This window comes from Streptomyces sp. KR55 (assembly GCF_052245645.1).
Taxonomy (GTDB): domain Bacteria; phylum Actinomycetota; class Actinomycetes; order Streptomycetales; family Streptomycetaceae; genus Streptomyces; species Streptomyces flavusporus.
In genome coordinates this window covers 1-19,788 of the sequence record NZ_JBQQCE010000158.1, presented here as the reverse complement: position 1 = coordinate 19,788, position 19,788 = coordinate 1, and the positions used below count along the sequence as shown (strand labels likewise).

Sequence of the window (19,788 nt, the reverse complement as noted above, 5' to 3'; positions counted from 1 at the left end):
ATCCGCCTGCGGCGTCGATGGCCGAGGTCAGTCCGAACCGGTTGAGTTCGCGCAGTAAATGCCGGGTCGAGGTCTTCCGGTGCTCGCCGTCCAGCACCGGCGCCTTGGCCAGGGTCGAGTACAGGATGAGCGCGCTGGGCGCGGCCAGCAGCATGCCCGTCGGCTCCCCGTCCCGGCCGCGCACGATCTGGCCGCCCTTGGGATCGGGGGTGTCCTTCGTGAATCCGGCGGCCTGGAGCGCCGCCCGGTTGAGCACGGCCGACTGGTACAGGTGCAGCACGAACACGGGGGTGTCCGGGGCTGCGGCGTTCAGTTCGGCGACGGTCGGCAGCCGCCGTTCGGCGAACTGCTCGGCCGACCAGCCGCCCACCACACGCACCCACTGGCCCTTCGGGGTCCGGGCCGCCTGCTCACGCAGCATCGCCAGGCCCTGCCGCAGCGTGGGAACGCCGTCCCAGCGCAGTTCCAGTACGTAGTTCAGGCCGCCCCGGATCACATGCAGGTGGGCGTCGTTGAGGCCGGGCACCATGCGGCGGCCGAGCGCGTCGACGACCTTCGTGGCCGGGCCGATGTGCGGGGCCATGTCCTTGTCGTCCCCGACGACCGTGATGACGCCGGCGCGCACGGCGAGCGCCTCGGCCTGCGGGCGGTGCGGGTCACCGGTGTGGATCTTGGCGTTACGGACTACGAGTTCCGCGGCATCGTCGATGGCTCGGGGAACCAGCCCGCCGACGGGTATGGGTGACACTTTTCGCAACCCCCTTGGGGACGTGAGAACTTGGGGACGTAAGAATTCGGTTTCCCACCGGCGCTCAGCCTGCCCCGGAAAAAGGGACTCCTGTGTCCTGTCCGTGCACTCGATTCGTCCTCAGAGCGCACAAGCCGTCCCCCTCACCGCCGTTACCCGGACAGGAGGAAGGATTTCCGTGCGTTGTGGGACCAGCCGTGGTGCGCTGGCGGACAATTCCCCACCGCCCGGCGGATCTAGCGTGGCGAGCGGCGGCACCGGAGTGCTCTGCGCACGGCCCGGGGTCGTTTCACGCCGGAAAGCCCGGCGTATTGCACGACACACCAGGAGACACACATGACCGATGCCGTCGAGCCGGTCCAGCCGGTACTGGAACCCGCGGCAGCCGCCTTCGCGGAGGCCACAGCCAACCCCCCGTACCTGTTCGACCTGCCCCCGGCGGAGGGGCGCAAGGCCGTCGACGAGGTGCAGTCCGGCCCGATCGAGAAGCCGGAGATCGACGAGGAGTGGATCACCGTCTCGGGCGGTCCGACGGGCAGCGTCCGGGCGCGCATCGTCAAGCCCGCCGGAGCTGCGGACACCCTGCCGGTGATCCTCTACATCCACGGCGCGGGCTGGGTGTTCGGCAACGCCCACACCCATGACCGCCTGGTCCGGGAACTCGCCGTCGGCGTCGGCGCCGCCGTGGTCTTCCCCGAATACGACCTCTCTCCCGAGGCCCGCTACCCCGTCGCCATCGAGCAGAACTACGCCGTCGCCCAGTGGGTCGTCCAGCAGGGTGCGAGCAAGGGGCTCGACGGCTCCCGGCTGGCCGTCGCCGGCGACTCCGTGGGCGGCAACATGACCGCCGCACTGACCCTGATGGCCAAGGAGCGCGGTGACGTCCCGCTGGTGCAGCAGGTGCTGTTCTACCCGGTCACGGACGCCGCCTTCGACACCGGTTCGTACCACCAGTTCGCCACCGGCTACTTCCTGCGCCGCGACGGCATGCAGTGGTTCTGGGACCAGTACACGACCGACGAGAGCGAGCGCGCCCAGATCACCGCGTCGCCGCTGCGCGCCACCACCGACCAGCTCACGGGCCTGCCCCCGGCCCTGGTCATCACCGGCGAGGCGGACGTGCTGCGGGACGAGGGCGAGGCGTACGCGAACAAGCTGCGTGAGGCCGGCGTCCCGGTCACCGCGGTGCGCTTCCAGGGCATCATCCACGACTTCGTGATGCTCAACGCCCTGCGCGGGACCCACGCCGCCGAAGCCGCCATCACGATGGCCGTCACCGCCCTGCGCGCCGCGCTGCACACGGCCTGAAGCCGGCAGTTCCGAGCATCCGAGGAGACACAGACATGAGCACGTCCACACCCACGGTGGTCCTCATCCACGGCGCGTTCGCCGACGCGGCGAGCTGGACCGGGGTCATCGCGGAACTGCAGAAGGAGGGCGTGGCCGTGGTGGCTCCGCCCAACCCGCTGCGCGGCCTGGCGTCCGACGCCGCCTACGTCGCCTCCGTCGCCGCCCAGATCGACGGTCCCGTCGTCCTGGTCGGCCACTCCTACGGCGGTGCGCTGATCACCGTGGCCGGTGTCACGGAGAACGTCGTCGGGCTGGTCTACGTCGCGGCCTACGTCCTGGAGGAGGGCGAGAGCCTCGGCGAGCTGCAGGGCAGGTTCCCCGACTCGCCGCTGGTCAGCAACCTCAAGCAGGCCACGTACCCCCTCGAGGGCGCGGACCCTGCCGTCGAGGTCACCATCACCCCCGAGGCGTTCCCCGCCATCTTCGCGGCCGACGTCCCCGAGGCGGTCACCAAGGTGCTCGCGGTGGCGCAGCGTCCGCTCGCCGCCTCGGCCTTCACCGAGACCGCGGCTGCGGCGGCGTGGAAGACCAAGCCGTCCTGGGCGGTCGTGGCCGGGGCCGACCAGGCCATCGATGCCGAGGTCCAGCTGTTCGGTGCGAAGCGGGCCGGGGCCACCGTCGTCGAGATCGAGGGTGCCTCGCACGCCGTCGCGGTCTCCCAGCCGAAGAAGACCGCCGACGTGATCCTCGACGCGGTGCGCGCGACGAGCTGACCGCGCGCCACCCCTGGCCGTGCGGACGCGATCCCGGATCACGTCCGCACGGTCACCGACGTACGACGAACCCCCGGAACCGCAGGAGGCGGACCCATGACCACCAGCTCCCCGCACGTGAGCAGCCAGCCGTGGCTGCACCAGAAGGGCGAGATCATCCAGGAGTTCGGAACCGTCAAGCAGTTCCCGCTCGGCCTGTCCTACGAGACACGCATGTACTCCTGCCAGCGGCTGAACAAGGTCCTGGCGGACACGCAGATCCTCTACGGCCTCTACAAGAAGCACCACTGGCTGATGCGCGGGGCGACCTTCTACCAACTGCACCTGGTGCTGGACAAGCACGCGGGGGAACAGCTCGCCCTCGTCGACGCCCTCGCCGAGCGGGTCCAGACCCTCGGCGGTGTCGCGGTGGGAGATCCCCGGCACGTCGCGGAGATCACGTCGATTCCGCGCCCGCCGGACGGGGTGGAGGAGGTGCCCGCCATGCTGTCCCGGCTGCTGGAGGCCCACGAGACCATCCTCGCGGACGTCCATGACGCGGCGTCCCGCACCGGCGAGCTCGGCGACGACGGCACCAACGACCTGCTGGTCTCCCAGGTGATCCGGACCGGCGAACTGCAGGCGTGGTTCCTGGCCGAGCACCTGGTCGACACACCCCTCGTCCGTGCCTGACCGGTCGCCCCTCCTCGTCCAGGAGCTGAGCTCCTTCCTCGACGCACTGGCCGGCGCCGCGCCGAGGAAGGGCTGCCTGCTCCTCGGTCAAGCCGACCTTGCGCGCTTCCGGCGCCACGGCACGGCGTGGGGCGCCCTGTGGCAGGATGCCGTACCCGCGCCGTTGCGCACGCCGGTCCGGCCGGCGCCCTCCGAGCGAGCGGCCCTTCGCCGCCGCGTGGCCGCGCTTCCGGCTCGCCGAGGGCGACACCCTCGTCCTCGACAGCGCACGGCGGACGCCCGCTGAGCGACCGAGGTCCGCCGGAGAGGGCATCCGGTTGCCGCAGGACTGCGCAAGGGGTGTGATGTTTGGATCGACTCGATGAGACGTCCCCGTGCCTGAGCGAGCGATGCGATGTCGAGGAGGCAGAGATGACGGTGAGCCGACTCGGACTGGTTGTGCACGGCGGGCGCGCGGAGGCCGTGGAGGCGGCCCGCGTCGTCCGGGCCTGGTGCGGGGAGCACGCCGTGCGATGCACGGACATCGATGTGTGGGACGACGGAGGGCGGCGCAGTGCCCAGGAGGAGGTCGAGGCCGCGGGCGATCCCGACCTCATCGTCACCCTGGGCGGCGACGGCACCTTTCTGCGCGGCGCCCGGCTGGCCGCCGAGCACGACGCCCTGGTCCTGGGGGTCGACCTGGGCAGGGTGGGTTTCCTGACGGAGGTCTGCGCCTCCGCGGTGCGCTCTGCGCTGGACGCGGTGCGCGAAGACCGGTACGGGATCGACAGCCGTATGCTGCTCACCCTGCGCGCCTCCTGCCGTCTGGAAGTGCCGGCCGGGATGGAGGCACTGATGCAGTACGGCCGCGGGCCGCTCCTGCCGTCTCCGCAGGTGCTCCCCGACTGCGAGGTCGACGACGAGTGGGGTATCCCCCTGAGCGTCACCGCGCTCAACGACGTCGTTCTGGAGAAACTCTCCAGGGACCGCCAGGTGTCCGTCGGCGTCTACGTCTCGGGCCGGCTCCTGGCGTCCTACTCCGCCGACGCCCTGCTGGTCGCCACGCCCACGGGCTCGACCGCCTACAGCTTCGCCGCCGGCGGACCCGTCGTCTCGCCCCGCGCGGACGCCCTGGTCTTCACGCCGGTCGCCCCGCACATGGCGTTCAACCGCTCCGTCGTCACGGCCCCCGACGAGCCGATCGGCCTGCGCGTGCTCGAACGGTCGGGACAGGCCGCGGTCAGCATCGACGGCCAGGTGCGGGGTGTACTCAAACCCGGGGACTGGATCGGCGTGTACGCGGCTCCGCGCCGACTGCGGGCGGTCCGGCTGGGACCGATGGACTTCTACGGCCGGCTGCGCGAGCGGATGAAACTGACCGATGCCCCGGCCGCGGTCGCCGACGGAACCCCCGCGCCGCTGTGGTCGGTGACGACGCCGCCACCGGGAGACCTCGCCCATCTGGCGCTGCTCACGGTCCCGGAGGAGCAACCACATCCGATGGGCTGACCGCGATCGCTCAGAGCCGCAATCGTCCGGTTCCGTGCGACCACCGAGACCGCCTTCGTACGAACCGTCGGGACGCACCAGCACGCCGTGGCCGAGAAGTTCGGCCGGACCTCGATACCGGGCAGGCGGCCGTCAGAGCGGACCGGCAGACCGCCCCGACAGAGCGTGCGCGCGCACCGGCGTGACCAGGATGTCGACGATCCCGCCGTCGCTGACGACGGCGAGGGCGGCGCCGGGACCGCGCGGCGCGCTGTCGCTGACGGCCGCGAGGCGACGGCGAAGTCCCGGCCCTCGCCGATCCAGTGGTCGAGATCTTCGGCGAGGTCACGGCGAGGTAGGCACCTCCGAGGCCGCCGTGGCCCGGTCCAGGGCCGCCTCCTCGTACAGGTCCATGGAGATGCCGCCGGGTGCCGAGGGCGGAATCGGCAGTGTCACCGCGCGAGGCCCGGCACTTGGGCGAGCGCCAGTGTCACTCCTCGTGGTGGACCACGTGACCACCCGTCACGGTCAGCCGAACCGGTGCCTCGGCCAGTTCGTCGGCCGGGGCCGCCGCCGGGTCGACGCCGAGGGCCGTGAGGTCGGCACGGTGGCCCGGGGCGATCCGACCGGCCGTGGCCGATTCGCCCGCGGCGCGGGCGGCATGCGTGGTGCAGCCCTCCAGTGCCTCCAGCCCGGTCAGTCCGGCCCGGGCGGAGGCCGCGCCCCTGGGCCGGCGGGCCGTCCCCAGGACCTGCCGGACGTCGTAGTGGGCGATGGGCCAGTCCGAGCCAAGGGCGACCGTGGCGCCCGCGTCGCGCAGGTCACGCAGCCGCCAGGCGTGGCCGGCTCGGTCGGCGCCCAGTCGGCGGGACCACTCGTCGGTGCCGTCGGCGCGGGTGTAGGCGGTGTGCGGGGGCTGCATGGACGCCGCCACGCCGAGCTGCCGGAACCTGGGCAGCAGGTCGTCCGGCGCGGTCTCGATGTGCTCGATGCGGTGCGTCCCGTGGCCGGACGGTCCCAGCCCGGCCACCACGTCGAGGACGTGCCGGACCGCCGCGTCGCCGATGGCGTGGGTGGCCGTGCGGACCCCGGCCCTGTGCAGGTGCCGTACGGCGGCGGCGTACGCCTCACGGTCGGGCCAGAAGGCCTGCGTGCCCTGCCCGTGGCAGTCGGCGTGGTCGAGCCAGGCCGTGCCGCCCTCGACGGTGCCGTCCATGAAGAACTTCACCCCGCCGACCAGCCAGTGCCGCCCGGCCCGGCCCTGGAGCGCGACGAGTTCGTCCAGGTCGTCCCGGTCGGCGCCGGGCATGCACCAGGGGGCGAACCGCAGCCGGACAGGCAGCACCGTCTCGCGGGCCACGGCCTCCAGGAGGTCGAGGTCGCCGCCGTCCATGACGTGCGCACCGGTGAGACCGGTCGCGGCCATCGCGGTCAGCAGCTCCAGCAGGCGGGCCCGGCGGGCCTCGTACGAGGGGCGGGGCAGCACCTCGGCCAGCAGGTCCATCGCCGCGTGCTCCACGAGGTGGCCGGTGGGCCGCCCGGCCGGGTCGCAGACCACCTCTGAGTGCTGGGCGAAGCTCCGGGGGCCGCTCACGCCGGCTGCGGCGAGCGCCGGCCCGGTGGCCAGGGCGGAGTGGCCGTCGTACAGGCGCAGGAAGGCCGGGGCGCCGTCGAGGACGTCCTCCACGAGGGCGCGGTCGACCGGGCGGCCCTCGAAGGCGTTGTGGTCGAGGCCGTGGCCGATCACCCAGCCGTCGACGCGTTCGGCGGCGGCAAGCGCGGCACGCAGGCCGGCCAGGTCGGTCACCTTCGACAGGTCGGCGCCGGTGGCCATCTCCAGGCCCCACACGGGGTGGCTGTGCGCGTCCACCAGACCGGGCACCAGGTGCGCTCCGTCGAGTCGTACGAGCTGGGTGGCCGGTCCGAGCCAGTCGCGTACGTCGCTCTCGTCGCCGACCGCGGTGATCAGCCCGTCGCGGACGGCGACGGCGGTGGCGCACGGCCGGGCCGGGTCGAGGGTGCGGACCTTGGCGCCGGCGAGGACGAGGTCGGCGGTGGCCATGTGGTGAACTCCCTTGGTGTGTCTGGTTATTCGGCGGGTTCGGTGGCGAAGGCGGCGTATGCCGTGGGGCGTCTGCGGCGCAGCCACCAGGCGAGCGGGAAGCCGGCGGCGAAGACGAGGGGTGCCGTCACGACCAGGATCGTGTTGACGGTCGCCGAGGCACCGGTGAACAGGTCGATGTGGCCGATGACCAGGACGATCGCCGTGGCCAGCAGGACGGTGGCGGCGATCGGTGCGACCACTGTGGGCAGGATGCCCTCCCGGTGGCTCACGCGCCGGAAGTAGCAGGGCACGGCGATCGCGGCGAGCAGCTGGAGGAACAACAGGCCGATCATTCCGGGGGTGTTGACCCACAGCAGCAGCTGCCCGTACGGGTCGGCGCCGGCCGCCCAGAAGGCGAGGACGACGACGGCGCCGAGGACGGTCTGGGCGATGCCTGCGAGGTACGGGGAGCGGTGGCGCGGGTGGATGCGGCCCAGCCGCCTGGGCAACAGGCCCTCTTCGGCGAGGGCGAGGGCGTAGCGGTTGATGGCGTTGTGGAAGGCGAGGAGGGAGGCGATGACGCTGGTGACGATGAGCACGTGCATCAGGTCGGCCGCCCAGCCGCCCACGTACACGGTGATCGCGGTGAAGAACAGGCCGCCCGGATCCTCGGCGGCGGCCCGGACTACTTCGTCGTTGCCGAAGGCCTGGATGGCGATCCAGACGACGAACGCGTAGAAGAGGCCGAGGAATCCGACGGCGAAGTAGGTGGCGCGCGGGACGGTGCGCTCGGGGTTGCGGGCCTCGCGCCGGTAGATGACGGTCGACTCGAAGCCGGTGAACGCGGCGAAGGCGAAGGCGATGACGGCGGCCGTGCCCGGGACGAGGATGTGGTCGGGGTGGAGGGAGGCGGCGGACAGGCCGTGCGCGCCGCCCTTGACGAGGACGCCGCCGGCGAGGAGGACGAGTATCCCGGTCTCGGCGACGAGCAGGACGCCGAGGACCTTGGCGCCGAACTCGATCGAGCGGTAGCCGCCGTAGCCGATGAGCAGCAGGCCGGCCAGTGAGATCGGCAGCCAGGGGACGTCGGCGCCGAAGAGGGCGTGGGCGGTGTCCTGGGTGGCGGTGCCGAGGAGGCCGTAGACGCCGATCTCCATGCCGTTGTAGCCGACGAGGGCGAGCAGGGCGGCGCCGATGCCGACCGGGCGGCCCAGACCTCGGGTGACGAAGGCGTAGAAGGCGCCGCCGCCGCGGACGTGCCGGCTCATCGTGGTGAAGCCGACGGCGAAGACCGCCAGGGTGATGCCGGCCAGGAGGTAGCCGACGGGGGCTCCGATGCCGCCGAGCAGGATCGCCAGCGGGGCGACTCCGGCCATCACGGTCAGGGGCGCGGCGGCGGAGACGACGAAGAAGGCGATGTCGGCGGTGCCGAGAGAGCCGGAGCGCAGGCCCGCCGTGGCAGACGGCGCTCCCTCCTTCGGGGGCTCGTTGGTGGTCACGGACATGGGAAGGCCCTTCGAGTGGCGTACGGGAGGGGTTCCGGGCGTGCGGGATGGCGCCGAAAGTCCCGGCGCACCACGGATGACGTGCGCCGGGACCCGTAAATCTAAAGCCTTTCGGTTTCTGCAATGTAACCTTCCGTTGGGTAGGCGGGAAGACCTCAGGGAGAAGACTGACGATGGGCCGGCCGCGCACACCGCTCCTCGACCGCGAGCGCATCACCACCACGGCGCTGCAACTGATCGACGAGCAGGGCGACTTCAGCGTGCCGCAGATCGCCCGGCGGCTCGGGGCGCAGACCGGCTCGGTGTACCACCATGTGGACGGCCGGGACGGCATCGTGGAACTGCTGCGCGAGCGGGTCGTGTCCGCGATCGACGTCACCACCCTGGACGCGCGGCCGTGGGACGCGGCGCTGGGGGCCTGGGCACGCTCGTACCGAGCCGCGTTCGCCGCGCACCCGAGGACGATCCCGCTGCTGATGACGTCACCCGTACGTGCGCCCCGAGTGCTGGAGCAGTACGAGCGGGCGGTGACGCTGCTGCTGGACGCCGGGTTCGCCCCCGGCGAGGTCATGCCGCTGCTCGTAGCCCTGGAGAACCTGGTGCTGGGCTCGGCGCTCGATCTCGCGGCGCCGGAGACGATGTGGGAGCTGGCGGATGGCACGCCCACGCCTCGGCTGGCCGAGGCGCTGGCCGCGGTTGGCGAGGGGCGGGCGGACCGGGCGTTCGAGGTGGGGCTGACCGGTTTCCTGGATCACGCACGGGCCATGCGGACCGCCCGGGCCTGACCTGCGCAGGCGCCTTCCATGCCGGCCGCCGCCCAAGGGGCGGCTTCGAGGTCGTCTGCGCGCTTCCGCGCAACAGCCGCGACGACAACTGGGCCCGCAGGGACCACGACAGGTGCCCTGGCCGGGGTGCGCTGCCTGAGCTGCGCGGACGCGTTCTCGGTAAGAGCTCCATTACCGATGTGTGTCACGGGTGTTGACGCCACGCCCGGAGTGAAGCCATCCTCGCCGAGGCGAAATCCCGCATGACGTTCGCTATTTCGAACGTCGGCGGCGTCGCGTATCACCATGGCGCCACACAGCAAGGAGAGTGACGGCGGCCTCGTTGTCGAACCGGTTCGAAAGAGGGCGGCAGCGAGCGGCGTCGAACCGGTTCGACAGACCCACGTATCGACTCACAGGAGCTGCAACCGATGGTGCAATCGAGAGCAAGACGGGCGCGCCCGGGCCCCCGCGCGCTGGTCGTCACCGCACTGGGCGCCGGCCTGCTGGCCACGGGCCTGACGGTGCCGGCCGCGACCGCCGCCGAACTGCCGGCGCCGAAGCTGCACTACACCTTCGACGCCGACGACCTGAGCTCGGGAAAGGTCACTGACAGCTCCGGCAACGGGCTCGACGGCACGCTGGTCAACGGCTCCACCGCCGCCCTGGTCGGCGGCGCGGACGGCGGCTCGGCGCTGGACCTGCCCGGCGGGGCGCCCACCTCCGACGGTGCGTACGTCCGGCTGCCCCGCGAAGCGGTCGGCTCCGCAACCGACCTGACGGTCTCCGCGCGCGTGAAGTGGAGCGGCGACAAGTCGTCCTGGCAGCGGATCTTCGATCTGGGCACCGACACCACCAAGTACCTCTTCAGCACTCCGTACAACGGCAACGGGCTGTTCCAGACCTCCGTGACCACCGGCGGTGGGAGCGCGGAGGCACAGGTCCGCGGCTACGCGCCGCTCCCCGCGGACAAGTGGCAGACCGTCACCGTCACCCTCGACAGCTCCGCGGGCCGGCTCACCACGTATCTCGACGGCGTGGCGGTCTCCTCCGCCGAGACCAGCATCAAGGCCAGGGACGTGTTGGACAGCTCGGCCACGGCCGCCGGCTACATCGGCAAGTCGTTCTGGCCGGATCCGCTGCTCAAGGGCGCGGTCGACGACTTCACCGTGTGGCACTCGGCGCTCAACTCAGAACAGGTGGCCGACATGGCCGGGAACGTCCCCACCCTGCAGGAGCTCTCCAAGACGTCCTTCGAGGCCCGTACGACGACCGGGACCGCCCCGTCCCTGCCCGCCGCCGTCCGCTCCTCCTTCTCCGACGGCTACGACCGCGACACCCCGATCACCTGGGACGCCGTACCCGCCGACAAGTACGTCCAGCCGGGCACCTTCACCGTGGCGGGAACCGCTGCCGGACGCGCGGTGAAGGCGACCGTCACCGTGGTTCGCGAAGGCCAGCTCAACGTCGACCTCGGCTTGGACACCGGCAAGTTCCACGGCGGCGCTTCCGGCACGCTCTACGGCGTGTACGGGCCGGACGTCCCGACCAACAACCTCATCGAGGGCATGGGCCTGCGCACGGTCTCCACGAAGGCGCAGGACGGCCCGCAGCACCCCGGTGCCGACGCGCTGGAGGTGGTGAAGCCGCTGGCCGACTCCACCAACGGTGACGTGTACATCTACATGACGGACATCCACCGCGGCTTCCCGTACCAGTGGCCGGGCGACACTCCCGAGGAGAAGCTCAAACTCTACCGGGAGAAGATCGTCAAGCAGGTCGACCAGGTCCTGAAGCTGCCGAAGGAGTACCAGGACAACATCGTCTTCGTGCCGTTCAACGAGCCCGAGGGCAACATGTTCGGCACCGGCGAGTGGAGCTACAACAAGGTCAGCTGGCTCAACGACCCTGACGACTACTTCGCCGCCTGGGACGACTTCTACCAGCTCATCAAGGGCAAGATGCCCGAGGCCCGCATCGCCGGCCCCAACACCAGCGTCCTCTACGACCAGGTGAAGGGCTTCCTCACGCACACCCTGGAGGCCGGCACCCTCCCGGACGTCATCACCTGGCACGAGCTGAGCCACCCGGAGGCGGTCCGCGAGAGCGTCGCCAAGTACCGGGCGTGGGAGAAGGACCTGTTCAAGGGCACCGACCGCGAGGGCACCCAACTCCCCATCAACATCAACGAGTACGCCTTCAATTACCACACCTCCGTCCCCGGCCAGATGATCCAGTGGGTGTCCGCGATCGAGGAGTCCAAGGTGGACGCCGACATCGCGTACTGGAACATCGACGGCAACCTCTCCGACTCCGCGGTGCAGTCCAACCGCGGCAACGGCCAGTGGTGGCTGCTGCACTCGTACGCCTCGATGAGCGGGCACACGGTGAAGGTGACCCCGCCGTTCCCGGGCGAGAACTACACCATGCAGGGCGTCGCCACGCTGGACGAGAAGAAGAAGCAGTCCCGGCTGATCTTCGGCGGCTCCACCGGCAAGGGCCACATCACCTTCGACAACGTCCCGAAGAAGATCTTCGGGGACCGCGTCCACGCCTGGGTGAAGGAGATCGAGTGGACGGGCCAGGTCGGCGACAACTCCGGCCCGAAGCTGCTCTCGGAGCAGAACCTGAAGGTCGGTGACGACGGCAAGGTCGTCGTCGACTTCGGCGACGGCACACTGCCGAAGCTGAAGGAGTCCTCGACGTACGAGATCGTCCTCAGCCCGGCCGGGAAGGCGAAGAGCACGCAGTCCCCGCCCGTGCGCTGGAATGCCTCTTACGAGGCGGAGGACGCCGCCCACACCGGTTCCGGCTACTCCAAGAACGGCCCGGAGGGCTCGCCCCGCGACGTGTCGAAGTTCTACACCTCCGGCGGCTACGACGTGGGCGGCCTGCGCACCGGCTCCGACGTCAAGCTCGACTTCACGGTGGACGTGCCCGAGGACGGCACGTATGACCTGAGCGTTTTCGCCAACTCCCTCAACACCTTCGACAAGGTGAAGGAGCAGGGCCCGACCAACGTCTTCCTGCGCGTGGACGGCAAGGCGGACAGCGAGCAGGAGCTGTACCTGCCGCTGGGCTACAAATGGGTGGTGTGGGACCACACCGACACCAAGGTGAAGCTCACCAAGGGCAAGCACACCCTGACGCTCGCCGCGCAGAGCGCCGACGGCAAGCGCGCCACCAAGGGCGACGCCATCGTCGACCGCCTCACCCTCTCCCTGCCCGCGGCTTCAGCCGGTACCCAGGTGTACGAGGGCGAGCTGGCCTGGCTGGGCGGCGGGGCGCGGCCCGTCTACGACCTGCCGAAGCGGGCGGCCACCGGTTCGGGCGCGGCCCGGCTCGCGAAGGGCCAGACCGCCACGTTCTGGGTCTACTCGCCGGCCGACCGCGAGGCCACCCTCAAGGTCGACACCCTCGCCGGCTCGGGCGCCAAGCTCGCCGTCAACGGCCATGACGTCCTGCGGCTGAGCAGGGGCAAGAGCAGCGCGGCGGTCTCCCTCTCGGGCGGCGTCAACAAGGTGACGCTGACCGGAGGTTCGTCCACCACCCTCGTCGACCGCCTCAGGGTCACGCCGACCGAGGGCGCGCTGCCGGCACGTACGTACGAGGCACAGGACGCCAAGCTCGCGGGCTCGGCCACGCTGACCCCGCTCTCCCTGGCCACCGACGGCACGGCGATCAGCGGAATCGGCGGCGACCCCGGCAACGACAACACCGCGACGTTCACCGTCGCCGCCGACCGGACCGGCCTGTACGCGCTGCGCATCCGCTACTCCAACCCGGAGCAGTCCGAGGCCACGCACTACAACCCGGACCCGCTCGCCCGCCACGCCGACATCAGCGTCAACGGTGGCGAGGCACGGCGCGTGAGCTTCCCGCACAGCTTCCACCAGAACAACTTCTGGGAGCTGACCGTCCCCGTTCAGCTGAAGGAGGGCCAGAACACGATCGCCTTCCGCTCGGAGGAACTGCCCAACTTCGACGGCGAGACGTACGCGTCGGACACGTTCCCGGGCGTGCTGCTGCGCTCGAAGTACGCGCCCCTGATCGACAGGATCACGGTCGCCAGGTTCGCAGCCCCACGGTCGTGAAGTGAACGGCCCCACGGCCGTGAGGTGAATGGCCTCACGGCCGTGAAGTGAAAGGACAAGGGAGTCAGAGTGGTCACGATCGGCGACATCGCGCGCGCCGCCGGGGTTTCCCGCAGCACCGCCTCGTACGCACTGTCGGGCAAGCGGTCCATCTCCGCGGAAGTGCGGCAGCGGGTGGCGGACGCGGCGCGGGAGCTGGGCTACACGCCCAACGCCGGTGCCCGCGCCCTCGCCACCGCGGAGACGATGGTCCTCGGCCTGCTCGCCCAGTTCCACGAGGACGAGTTCGCCCCGGCCATGCTCCAGTACATGCTGGGCATCTCCGACACCGCGCGCGAGCTGGGGTACGACACCCTGCTCGTCACGGAGGCCGACGGCGCCCGCGCGCTGCGCCGGATCACCAGCTCCCGGATGGTCGACGGCGTCGTCCTGCTGAACGTCGCGCAGGACGACGCCCGGCTCCCGCTCCTCAGATCCGCGCCCCAGCCAGGGGCGCTGGTCGGGCTGCCGGGCGACTGCTCCGGCGTGGACGTCTTCGACCTCGACTTCGAGGCGGCCGGCCGGCTGATGGTCGACCACATGCACCAGCTGCGGCACCGGGAGCTGATCCTGGTCTCGCAGCCCGAACACGTCGTCCAGCGCGGCGGCGCCTACGTGTGGCGGCTGCAGAACGCGGTGGTGCAGCAGGCGCGGGCCCGCGGCATCGAACTCCACGCGGTCTTCGGCGAGTCGCGGCAGCCGGAGGTCGGACGGACACTGCACGCCCTGCTGGACGCCCACCCGGCCGCGACCGGCCTGCTGCTCAACAACGAGGCGGCCGCCGCGGCGCTGCCGTCCGTCCTGCACGCCCGCGGTCTGGAGACACCACGGGACCTGTCGGTCATCGGCCGCTACTCCGACGAGTTCGCCCGCACCTTCTCGCTGCCCTTCACCTCCATCGAGAGCGCACCCGACCTCCTCGGGGAGATGGCCGTGCGGCAGCTCGTGCGCCGGATCGTCACCCCGCAGGCCAGGGACGAGCCGCACGTCCTGCGGCTCCTCACGCCCGAGCTCGTCGACCGCGGGAGCACCGGCGTGCCCTCCGCACCACCCAGCACCTCATGAGTTCAAGGAGAAAGACAGTGAGAGACCTCCCGAAGCCCTTCCGCGCCGCGGGCGTGCTCGGCGCCGCCCTCGTCCTCATGACCGGCGCGGTCGCCTGCTCGTCGAACACCGGCAGCGGCGGCGACCAGGCCGACGACACCTACACCTGGTGGGACCCGTACCCGCAGCACAACAAGTCGTCCGACTGGGCCAAGCGCGTCACGAAGTGCGGTGACGAGGCGGGCGTCACCATCAAGCGCACCGCCTACGACACCACGGCGCTGACCAACCAGGCCCTGCTCGCCGCCCAGGAGGGCACCTCGCCCGACATCATCCTGCTGGACAACCCCGCCGTCTCGACGCTCGCCGACACCGGCATGCTGACCACGATGGAGGAGTTCGGCCTCGACACCTCCGAGATCGACGAGAACCTGCTCGCGGCCGGTGTGGTGGACGGCAAGGAGTACGGCATCCCCATTGGCGCCAACACGCTTGCCATCTACTACAACAAGACCGTCCTGGACGACGCCGGCGTCGACCCCGGCTCGGTCAAGGACTGGGCGTCGCTCACCGCCGCCCTGAAGAAGGTGAAGGACGCCGGCCACAAGGGCATCACCTTCGCCGGCATCGGCACCGAGGAGGGCTCCTTCCAGTTCCTGCCGTGGTTCTGGGGCGCCGGAGCGGACCTGCGCGACCTCGACTCGGCCGAGGCCGCCGAGGCCCTCGACCTGTGGACCGGCTGGCTGAAGAACGGCTACGCACCCAACTCCGTGATCAACAACTCCCAGAACACGACCTGGGAGGAGTTCCTGACCGGCGACTTCGCCTTCGGTGTGAACGGCACCTGGCAGGTCAACAGCGCCGCGGAGGCCGACTTCCCGACCGGCGTGATCCAGATACCCGGCAAGGACGGCGGGGTGGCACCGACCCCGACCGGCGGCGAGTTCATCACCACTCCCGTGCAGGACGACACGGCCCGGTACGAGGCCACCAAGAAGATCGTGGAGTGCATGACCACCCCGGAGGGCATGGTGGAGACGGCCACGACCTTCGCGTACTACATCCCGCCGACGAAGGCCGGACAGGAGAAACTGCTCGCCGACCAGGCCGAACTCGAGCCGTGGGTCGAGGCCGTGCGCACCGCCAAGGGACGCACCAGCGACGACCTCGGGACCGACTACCCGAAGATCTCCGAGCCCCTGTGGACCGCCGTGCAGCAGGCCCTCAGCGGAAGCAAGAGCGCCAAGGACGCGCTCGGCGCAGCACAGGCGACCGCCGAGGACGAGGTCGGCTGACCGCCGCCCGAGGAGCCGCTTCATGAACATGTCCACGAAGTCCGCCCCGCAGGCCCGGGAGGCCGGCGGGGCGGCGGCCGGCGAGCCGTCCTCCGCCCCGCGCCCGCGGATCCGCGGGCGCGGGCGCTCCACCCAGTGGGCCGCGTTCGCGTTCCTGGCCCCGCTCATCGCCTACCTGCTGGCCTTCTACGCCTACCCGCTCTACCGGAACATCGACCTCAGCCTGCACGACTACACCGTCAGGTCGTTCGTGCAGGGCGGCGCCGAGTTCACCGGTCTGGCCAACTACCGCGACATCATGGGATCCGAGGCGTTCGGCCCCGCGCTGCGGAACACCCTTGTCTTCACGCTCGTCTCGATCGCCGCGCAGTACGCCATCGGGCTCGCGCTCGCCGTGTTCTTCCGCGACAACTTCCGCCTGTCCGGGGTGCTGCGCGGCATGTTCCTCGTCCCCTGGCTGCTGCCGTTGATCGTCTCCGGCTCCACCTGGTCGTGGATGATGAACAGCGACAACGGGATCGTCAACGCGGCCCTCGAGGCGTTCGGCATCGGTCAGATCAACTGGCTCACCGACCCGGGCTGGGCGCTGACCTCCGTGATCATCGCGAACATCTGGCTCGGCATCCCGTTCAACCTCGTCATCCTCTACTCGGGCCTGCAGAACATCCCGCGCGAGCTGTACGAGGCGGCGGCGCTGGACGGGGCGAACGCCTGGCAGCAGTTCTGGCGGGTGACCTTCCCGCTGCTCCGCCCCGTCTCGGCGATCACCCTGCTGCTCGGTCTGGTCTACACGCTCAAGGTCGTCGACGTGATCTGGATCATGACCACCGGCGGGCCGGGCAGCACCTCCACCACGCTGGCCGTGTGGTCCTACCGGGAGGCCTTCGGCACCGGGCTGCCCGACTTCTCACCCGCGGCCACGATCGGCAACCTGCTCATCCTCATCGCCCTGGCCTTCGGCTTCCTCTACCTCCACCTCCAGCGTCGACAGGAGCGGTCATGACAGCGCCGACGCCCTCGGTCACGCCCCGGCACCCCCGGCGCAGGCCCTGGTGGAAGACGGCCCTGGGGATCTTCCTCACCGCGGTCATGCTCTTCCCGGTCTACTGGATCTTCAACGTGTCCCTGACCAGGACCGAGGACATGCGGTCCGACCCGCCGCACTGGTTCCCGTGGGACCCGACGCTCGAGGGCTACGCGAACGTCGTACGCGACCAGTTGCCGGCCCTGACCACCAGCCTCGGTATCGGCCTCGGCTGTGTGCTGCTCACCCTGGCGATCTCCGCGCCCGCCGCGTTCTCGCTGGCCAAGCTGCGCCCGCGGGGGGCGGGCACGGTCAACTTCCTGCTGCTGGTTGCGCAGATGGTCCCCAGCGTGGTCATGGCGGTGGGCTTCTACGCCATCTATGTGCGGCTCGGCTGGCTCAACTCGGTCTGGGGCCTGATCATCGCCGACTCCACGATCGCCGTGCCCTTCGGCGTCATGGTGCTGACGGCGTTCATGTCCGGCATCCCCGGCGAGCTCATGCAGGCCGCGAAGATCGACGGCGCGAACACCTGGCGGATCTTCCGCTCCGTGATCCTGCCGCTCAGCCGCAACGCCGTGCTGACGGTGTCGCTGTTCGCGTTCCTGTGGGCGTGGTCGGACTTCATCTTCGCCTCCACGCTCGACCGCAACGGCGACGCGATCCCGATCACCCTCGGGATCTACGCCTACATCGGCAACAACACCACCGAGTGGAACTCGATCATGGCGACCGCCGCCGTCGCCTCCGTCCCCGCGGCCGTCCTGCTGGTCGTCGCCCAACGCTTCGTCGCCGGCGGCGTCACCGCGGGCGCCGTCAAGGACTGACGTCAAGCACTGATTGTGGGGAAACCGACTGTGAGGAACAAGAGTTCATGGTGAGCTTCCGACCGTCCCCGACCGCCCTCGAGGTACGGCACCGCCACGAGGTCCTGACCATCGAGGCCTGGGGCGCCGACAGTGTCCGCGTCCGCGCGGCGCAGCACCGGATCCCGGCCGAGAGCCACGGCGCCCTGGACCGGCTCCCGCCGTGCGACCTCCCGCAGATCACCGCCGAGAAGGACCGGGCCACGTTCGTGCACGGCGACCTCACCGTGCACGTGGACTTCGACCGGCGAGCCGCCTACCCCGAGCCGCTGCTGACCTTCACGCGCACGAGCACGGGAGACGAGCTGCTGGCCGAGAGCCGCGAGCACTTCTGGCTGCCGGGGGCCCGGGTCTTCACCGGAAACCAGTGGGGCACCCACGAGGTGCACCAGCAGTTCGCCGCGTACGAGGGCGAGCGGTTGTACGGCATGGGGCAGCGCACCCACGGCCGGCTGGACCTCAAGGGGCTGGCCCTGGACCTTGTCCAGCGCAACGGCGAGGTGAGCATTCCGTTCGTGCTGTCGAACCGGGGCTACGGGCTGCTGTGGAACCTCCCGGCCGTCGGCCGCGTCGAGTTCGCGCAGAACGCCACGCGCTGGCAGGCCGGCCAGGCACGCGAGATCGACTACTGGTTCACCGCCGCCCCGACACCCGCCGGCGTCCTCGCCCGCTACGCCGACGCGACCGGGCACACACCCGAACTGCCCGAGTGGGCCAGCGGTTTCTGGCAGTCCAAGCTGCGCTACCGCGACCAGGACGAGCTCCTCGCCGTCGCGCGCGAGCACCGGCGCCGAGGCCTGCCGCTGTCGGTCATCGTCGCCGACTACTTCCACTGGTCGGCCATGGGCGACTACCGCTTCGACCAGAGCGAGTGGCCCGACCCCAAGGCGATGGTCGACGAGCTGGCCGAACTGGGCGTCGAGCTCATGGTCTCGATCTGGCCGACGGTCTCGCCGCTGTCGGAGCACTTCGCGGACTACCGCGACCGCGGTCTCCTCGTCGGCACCCACCAGGGCGTGGAGTTCCACCAGACCATCCAGGACAAAGACATGGCCGCACCGATGCCGGTGGCGTTCTACGACCCCACCAACCCCCGGACACGGCAGTTCGTATGGGACCTGGTCCGGCGCAACTACCGCGACCTGGGCGTCCGCGTGTTCTGGCTGGACGCCTGCGAACCCGAGCTGAACCCGGCGCACCCCGGACACCTGTCCCTGTACGCAGGGCCCGGCGCCGAGGTCGCCGGCATCTACCCGCGGGACAACGCCCGTCTGTTCGCCGAGGGCATGGCGGCGGACGGGGAGCCGACGGTGCTGCTGTGCCGCTCGGCATGGGCGGGCGCGCAGAAGTACGGGGCGGCGCTCTGGTCGGGCGACATCCCCGCCACCTGGGAGTCCCTGCGGCAGCAGATACGGGCCGGGCTGAGCACCGCCGTGTCCGGCATCCCGTGGTGGACCACCGACATCGGCGGCTTCCACGGTGGCGACGCGCGCGACCCGGCCTACCGGGAACTGATGATCCGCTGGTTCCAGTTCGGCGTGTTCTGCCCGCTGTTCCGGCTGCACGGCGACCGCGAGCCGCGCAACCCCACCTCCTTCGCGCAGACCGGCGGACCCAACGAGGTGTGGTCGTACGGAGAAGAGGCGTACGACATCATCTCGGGCCTGCTGCACCTGCGGGAGCGGCTGCGCCCGTACATCCACGAGCAGATGCGCACGGCCGCCCGTACCGGGCTGCCGCCGATGCGGCCGCTGTTCGTGGACCATCCGGAGGATCCGCACGCCTGGGCGGTGGACGACGCGTTCCTGTTCGGCCCGGACATCCTCGTCGCGCCGGTGACGCAGCCAGGGCAACGGTCGCGGGAGGTGTACCTCCCGGCCGGCAACCGCTGGGTCTGTGCCGCGAGCGGCGAGGTCCACGAGGGCGGCCGCACCGTGACGGCCCCCGCGCCCATCGACCACATCCCCGTCTTCACCCGCGAGGGCGCGGACGTCCCCCTGACCGCATGAGGAGAACCACGAACGTGACCGTGCAGGAGAGCACGACCGGCGCCGACTCCAAGGGCGGCCGCCCGGTACTCCCCTCCTGGGGCCGGCAGCGACCGCTCGGCATGGGCGAGACGACGCTCACCGGCGGATTCTGGGCGACGCTGCAGCAGACCAA

Annotated in this window: 15 protein-coding genes; 12 read left to right on the top strand and 3 right to left on the bottom strand. The window is 70.8% G+C overall.

The window, feature by feature from the left end; genetic code table 11:
* A partial coding sequence (locus ACTWQJ_RS23275; protein WP_443308542.1) for an amidohydrolase family protein occupies positions 1 to 748 on the bottom strand: 748 nt, incomplete at its 3' end.
* Positions 749 to 1,084: 336 nt separating this feature from the next.
* Here ACTWQJ_RS23275 and ACTWQJ_RS23270 point away from each other — a divergent pair.
* The 5 genes from ACTWQJ_RS23270 to ACTWQJ_RS23250 all read left to right on the top strand — a co-directional run bounded on the left by ACTWQJ_RS23270 (position 1,085) and on the right by ACTWQJ_RS23250 (position 4,971).
* Positions 1,085 to 2,056 carry an alpha/beta hydrolase gene (locus tag ACTWQJ_RS23270; RefSeq protein ID WP_443308541.1) on the top strand — a complete coding sequence of 324 codons (972 nt, stop codon included), beginning with the start codon at positions 1,085 to 1,087 and terminating at the stop codon, positions 2,054 to 2,056.
* A 35-nt stretch (positions 2,057 to 2,091) separates the two neighbouring features.
* Positions 2,092 to 2,811 (top strand): alpha/beta fold hydrolase, encoded by a 720-nt coding sequence (locus tag ACTWQJ_RS23265; protein WP_443308540.1) that lies wholly within the window; start codon positions 2,092 to 2,094, stop codon positions 2,809 to 2,811.
* A 96-nt stretch (positions 2,812 to 2,907) separates the two neighbouring features.
* Entirely contained in the window at positions 2,908 to 3,483 is a 576-nt protein-coding gene (locus tag ACTWQJ_RS23260) for a Dps family protein (RefSeq protein ID WP_129801498.1), read from the top strand.
* Entirely contained in the window at positions 3,476 to 3,769 is a 294-nt protein-coding gene (locus ACTWQJ_RS23255; RefSeq protein WP_443308539.1) for a hypothetical protein, read from the top strand. The genes ACTWQJ_RS23260 and ACTWQJ_RS23255 overlap by 8 nt, the downstream gene beginning before the upstream one ends.
* A 125-nt stretch (positions 3,770 to 3,894) precedes the next feature.
* Positions 3,895 to 4,971, top strand: coding sequence for an NAD(+)/NADH kinase (locus ACTWQJ_RS23250; protein WP_443308538.1), 1,077 nt, complete (start codon positions 3,895 to 3,897; stop codon positions 4,969 to 4,971).
* A gap of 469 nt (positions 4,972 to 5,440) precedes the next feature.
* Here ACTWQJ_RS23250 and ACTWQJ_RS23245 read toward each other — a convergent pair whose 3' ends face one another.
* Complete coding sequence (locus ACTWQJ_RS23245) at positions 5,441 to 7,012, bottom strand: amidohydrolase (RefSeq protein ID WP_443308537.1); 1,572 nt, start codon at positions 7,010 to 7,012, stop codon at positions 5,441 to 5,443.
* 26 nt (positions 7,013 to 7,038) lie between these two features.
* Complete coding sequence (locus ACTWQJ_RS23240; RefSeq protein ID WP_443308536.1) at positions 7,039 to 8,499, bottom strand: APC family permease; 1,461 nt, start codon at positions 8,497 to 8,499, stop codon at positions 7,039 to 7,041.
* 173 nt (positions 8,500 to 8,672) lie between these two features.
* On the opposite strand from ACTWQJ_RS23240, the gene ACTWQJ_RS23235 reads away from it, so the two are divergent.
* From ACTWQJ_RS23235 to ACTWQJ_RS23205, 7 genes are all read left to right on the top strand, one after another.
* A complete protein-coding gene (locus ACTWQJ_RS23235) occupies positions 8,673 to 9,284 on the top strand; it encodes a TetR/AcrR family transcriptional regulator (RefSeq protein ID WP_443308535.1) in 612 nt (203 codons plus the stop codon).
* 410 nt (positions 9,285 to 9,694) lie between these two features.
* Positions 9,695 to 13,357, top strand: coding sequence for a LamG-like jellyroll fold domain-containing protein (locus tag ACTWQJ_RS23230; protein WP_443308534.1), 3,663 nt, complete (start codon positions 9,695 to 9,697; stop codon positions 13,355 to 13,357).
* Between the two features lie 69 nt (positions 13,358 to 13,426).
* Positions 13,427 to 14,461, top strand: coding sequence for a LacI family DNA-binding transcriptional regulator (locus tag ACTWQJ_RS23225; RefSeq protein ID WP_443308533.1), 1,035 nt, complete (start codon positions 13,427 to 13,429; stop codon positions 14,459 to 14,461).
* Positions 14,462 to 14,478: 17 nt separating this feature from the next.
* The gene (locus tag ACTWQJ_RS23220) at positions 14,479 to 15,735 is read left to right on the top strand and encodes a sugar ABC transporter substrate-binding protein (RefSeq protein WP_443308532.1); all 1,257 of its coding nucleotides are present in this window, start codon (positions 14,479 to 14,481) and stop codon (positions 15,733 to 15,735) included.
* Between the two features lie 22 nt (positions 15,736 to 15,757).
* On the top strand, positions 15,758 to 16,738 hold the full coding sequence (locus tag ACTWQJ_RS23215) for a carbohydrate ABC transporter permease (protein WP_443308531.1): 981 nt from the start codon (positions 15,758 to 15,760) through the stop codon (positions 16,736 to 16,738).
* Positions 16,735 to 17,586 (top strand): carbohydrate ABC transporter permease, encoded by an 852-nt coding sequence (locus ACTWQJ_RS23210; protein ID WP_443308530.1) that lies wholly within the window; start codon positions 16,735 to 16,737, stop codon positions 17,584 to 17,586. The genes ACTWQJ_RS23215 and ACTWQJ_RS23210 overlap by 4 nt, the downstream gene beginning before the upstream one ends.
* 47 nt (positions 17,587 to 17,633) lie before the next feature.
* Positions 17,634 to 19,634, top strand: coding sequence for a glycoside hydrolase family 31 protein (locus ACTWQJ_RS23205; RefSeq protein ID WP_443308529.1), 2,001 nt, complete (start codon positions 17,634 to 17,636; stop codon positions 19,632 to 19,634).
* Positions 19,635 to 19,788 lie beyond the last annotated feature (154 nt).

Excerpts from the sequence above, each read along its gene's own strand:
- ACTWQJ_RS23270 (WP_443308541.1), top strand. The coding sequence starts at position 1,085 with ATGACCGATGCCGTCGAGCCGGTCCAGCCGGTACTGGAACCCGCGGCA.
- ACTWQJ_RS23265 (WP_443308540.1), top strand. The coding sequence starts at position 2,092 with ATGAGCACGTCCACACCCACGGTGGTCCTCATCCACGGCGCGTTCGCC.
- ACTWQJ_RS23260 (WP_129801498.1), top strand. The coding sequence starts at position 2,908 with ATGACCACCAGCTCCCCGCACGTGAGCAGCCAGCCGTGGCTGCACCAG.
- ACTWQJ_RS23250 (WP_443308538.1), top strand. The coding sequence starts at position 3,895 with ATGACGGTGAGCCGACTCGGACTGGTTGTGCACGGCGGGCGCGCGGAG.
- ACTWQJ_RS23245 (WP_443308537.1), bottom strand. The coding sequence starts at position 7,012 with ATGGCCACCGCCGACCTCGTCCTCGCCGGCGCCAAGGTCCGCACCCTC.
- ACTWQJ_RS23240 (WP_443308536.1), bottom strand. The coding sequence starts at position 8,499 with ATGTCCGTGACCACCAACGAGCCCCCGAAGGAGGGAGCGCCGTCTGCC.
- ACTWQJ_RS23235 (WP_443308535.1), top strand. The coding sequence starts at position 8,673 with ATGGGCCGGCCGCGCACACCGCTCCTCGACCGCGAGCGCATCACCACC.
- ACTWQJ_RS23230 (WP_443308534.1), top strand. The coding sequence starts at position 9,695 with ATGGTGCAATCGAGAGCAAGACGGGCGCGCCCGGGCCCCCGCGCGCTG.
- ACTWQJ_RS23215 (WP_443308531.1), top strand. The coding sequence starts at position 15,758 with ATGAACATGTCCACGAAGTCCGCCCCGCAGGCCCGGGAGGCCGGCGGG.
- ACTWQJ_RS23210 (WP_443308530.1), top strand. The coding sequence starts at position 16,735 with ATGACAGCGCCGACGCCCTCGGTCACGCCCCGGCACCCCCGGCGCAGG.
- ACTWQJ_RS23205 (WP_443308529.1), top strand. The coding sequence starts at position 17,634 with ATGGTGAGCTTCCGACCGTCCCCGACCGCCCTCGAGGTACGGCACCGC.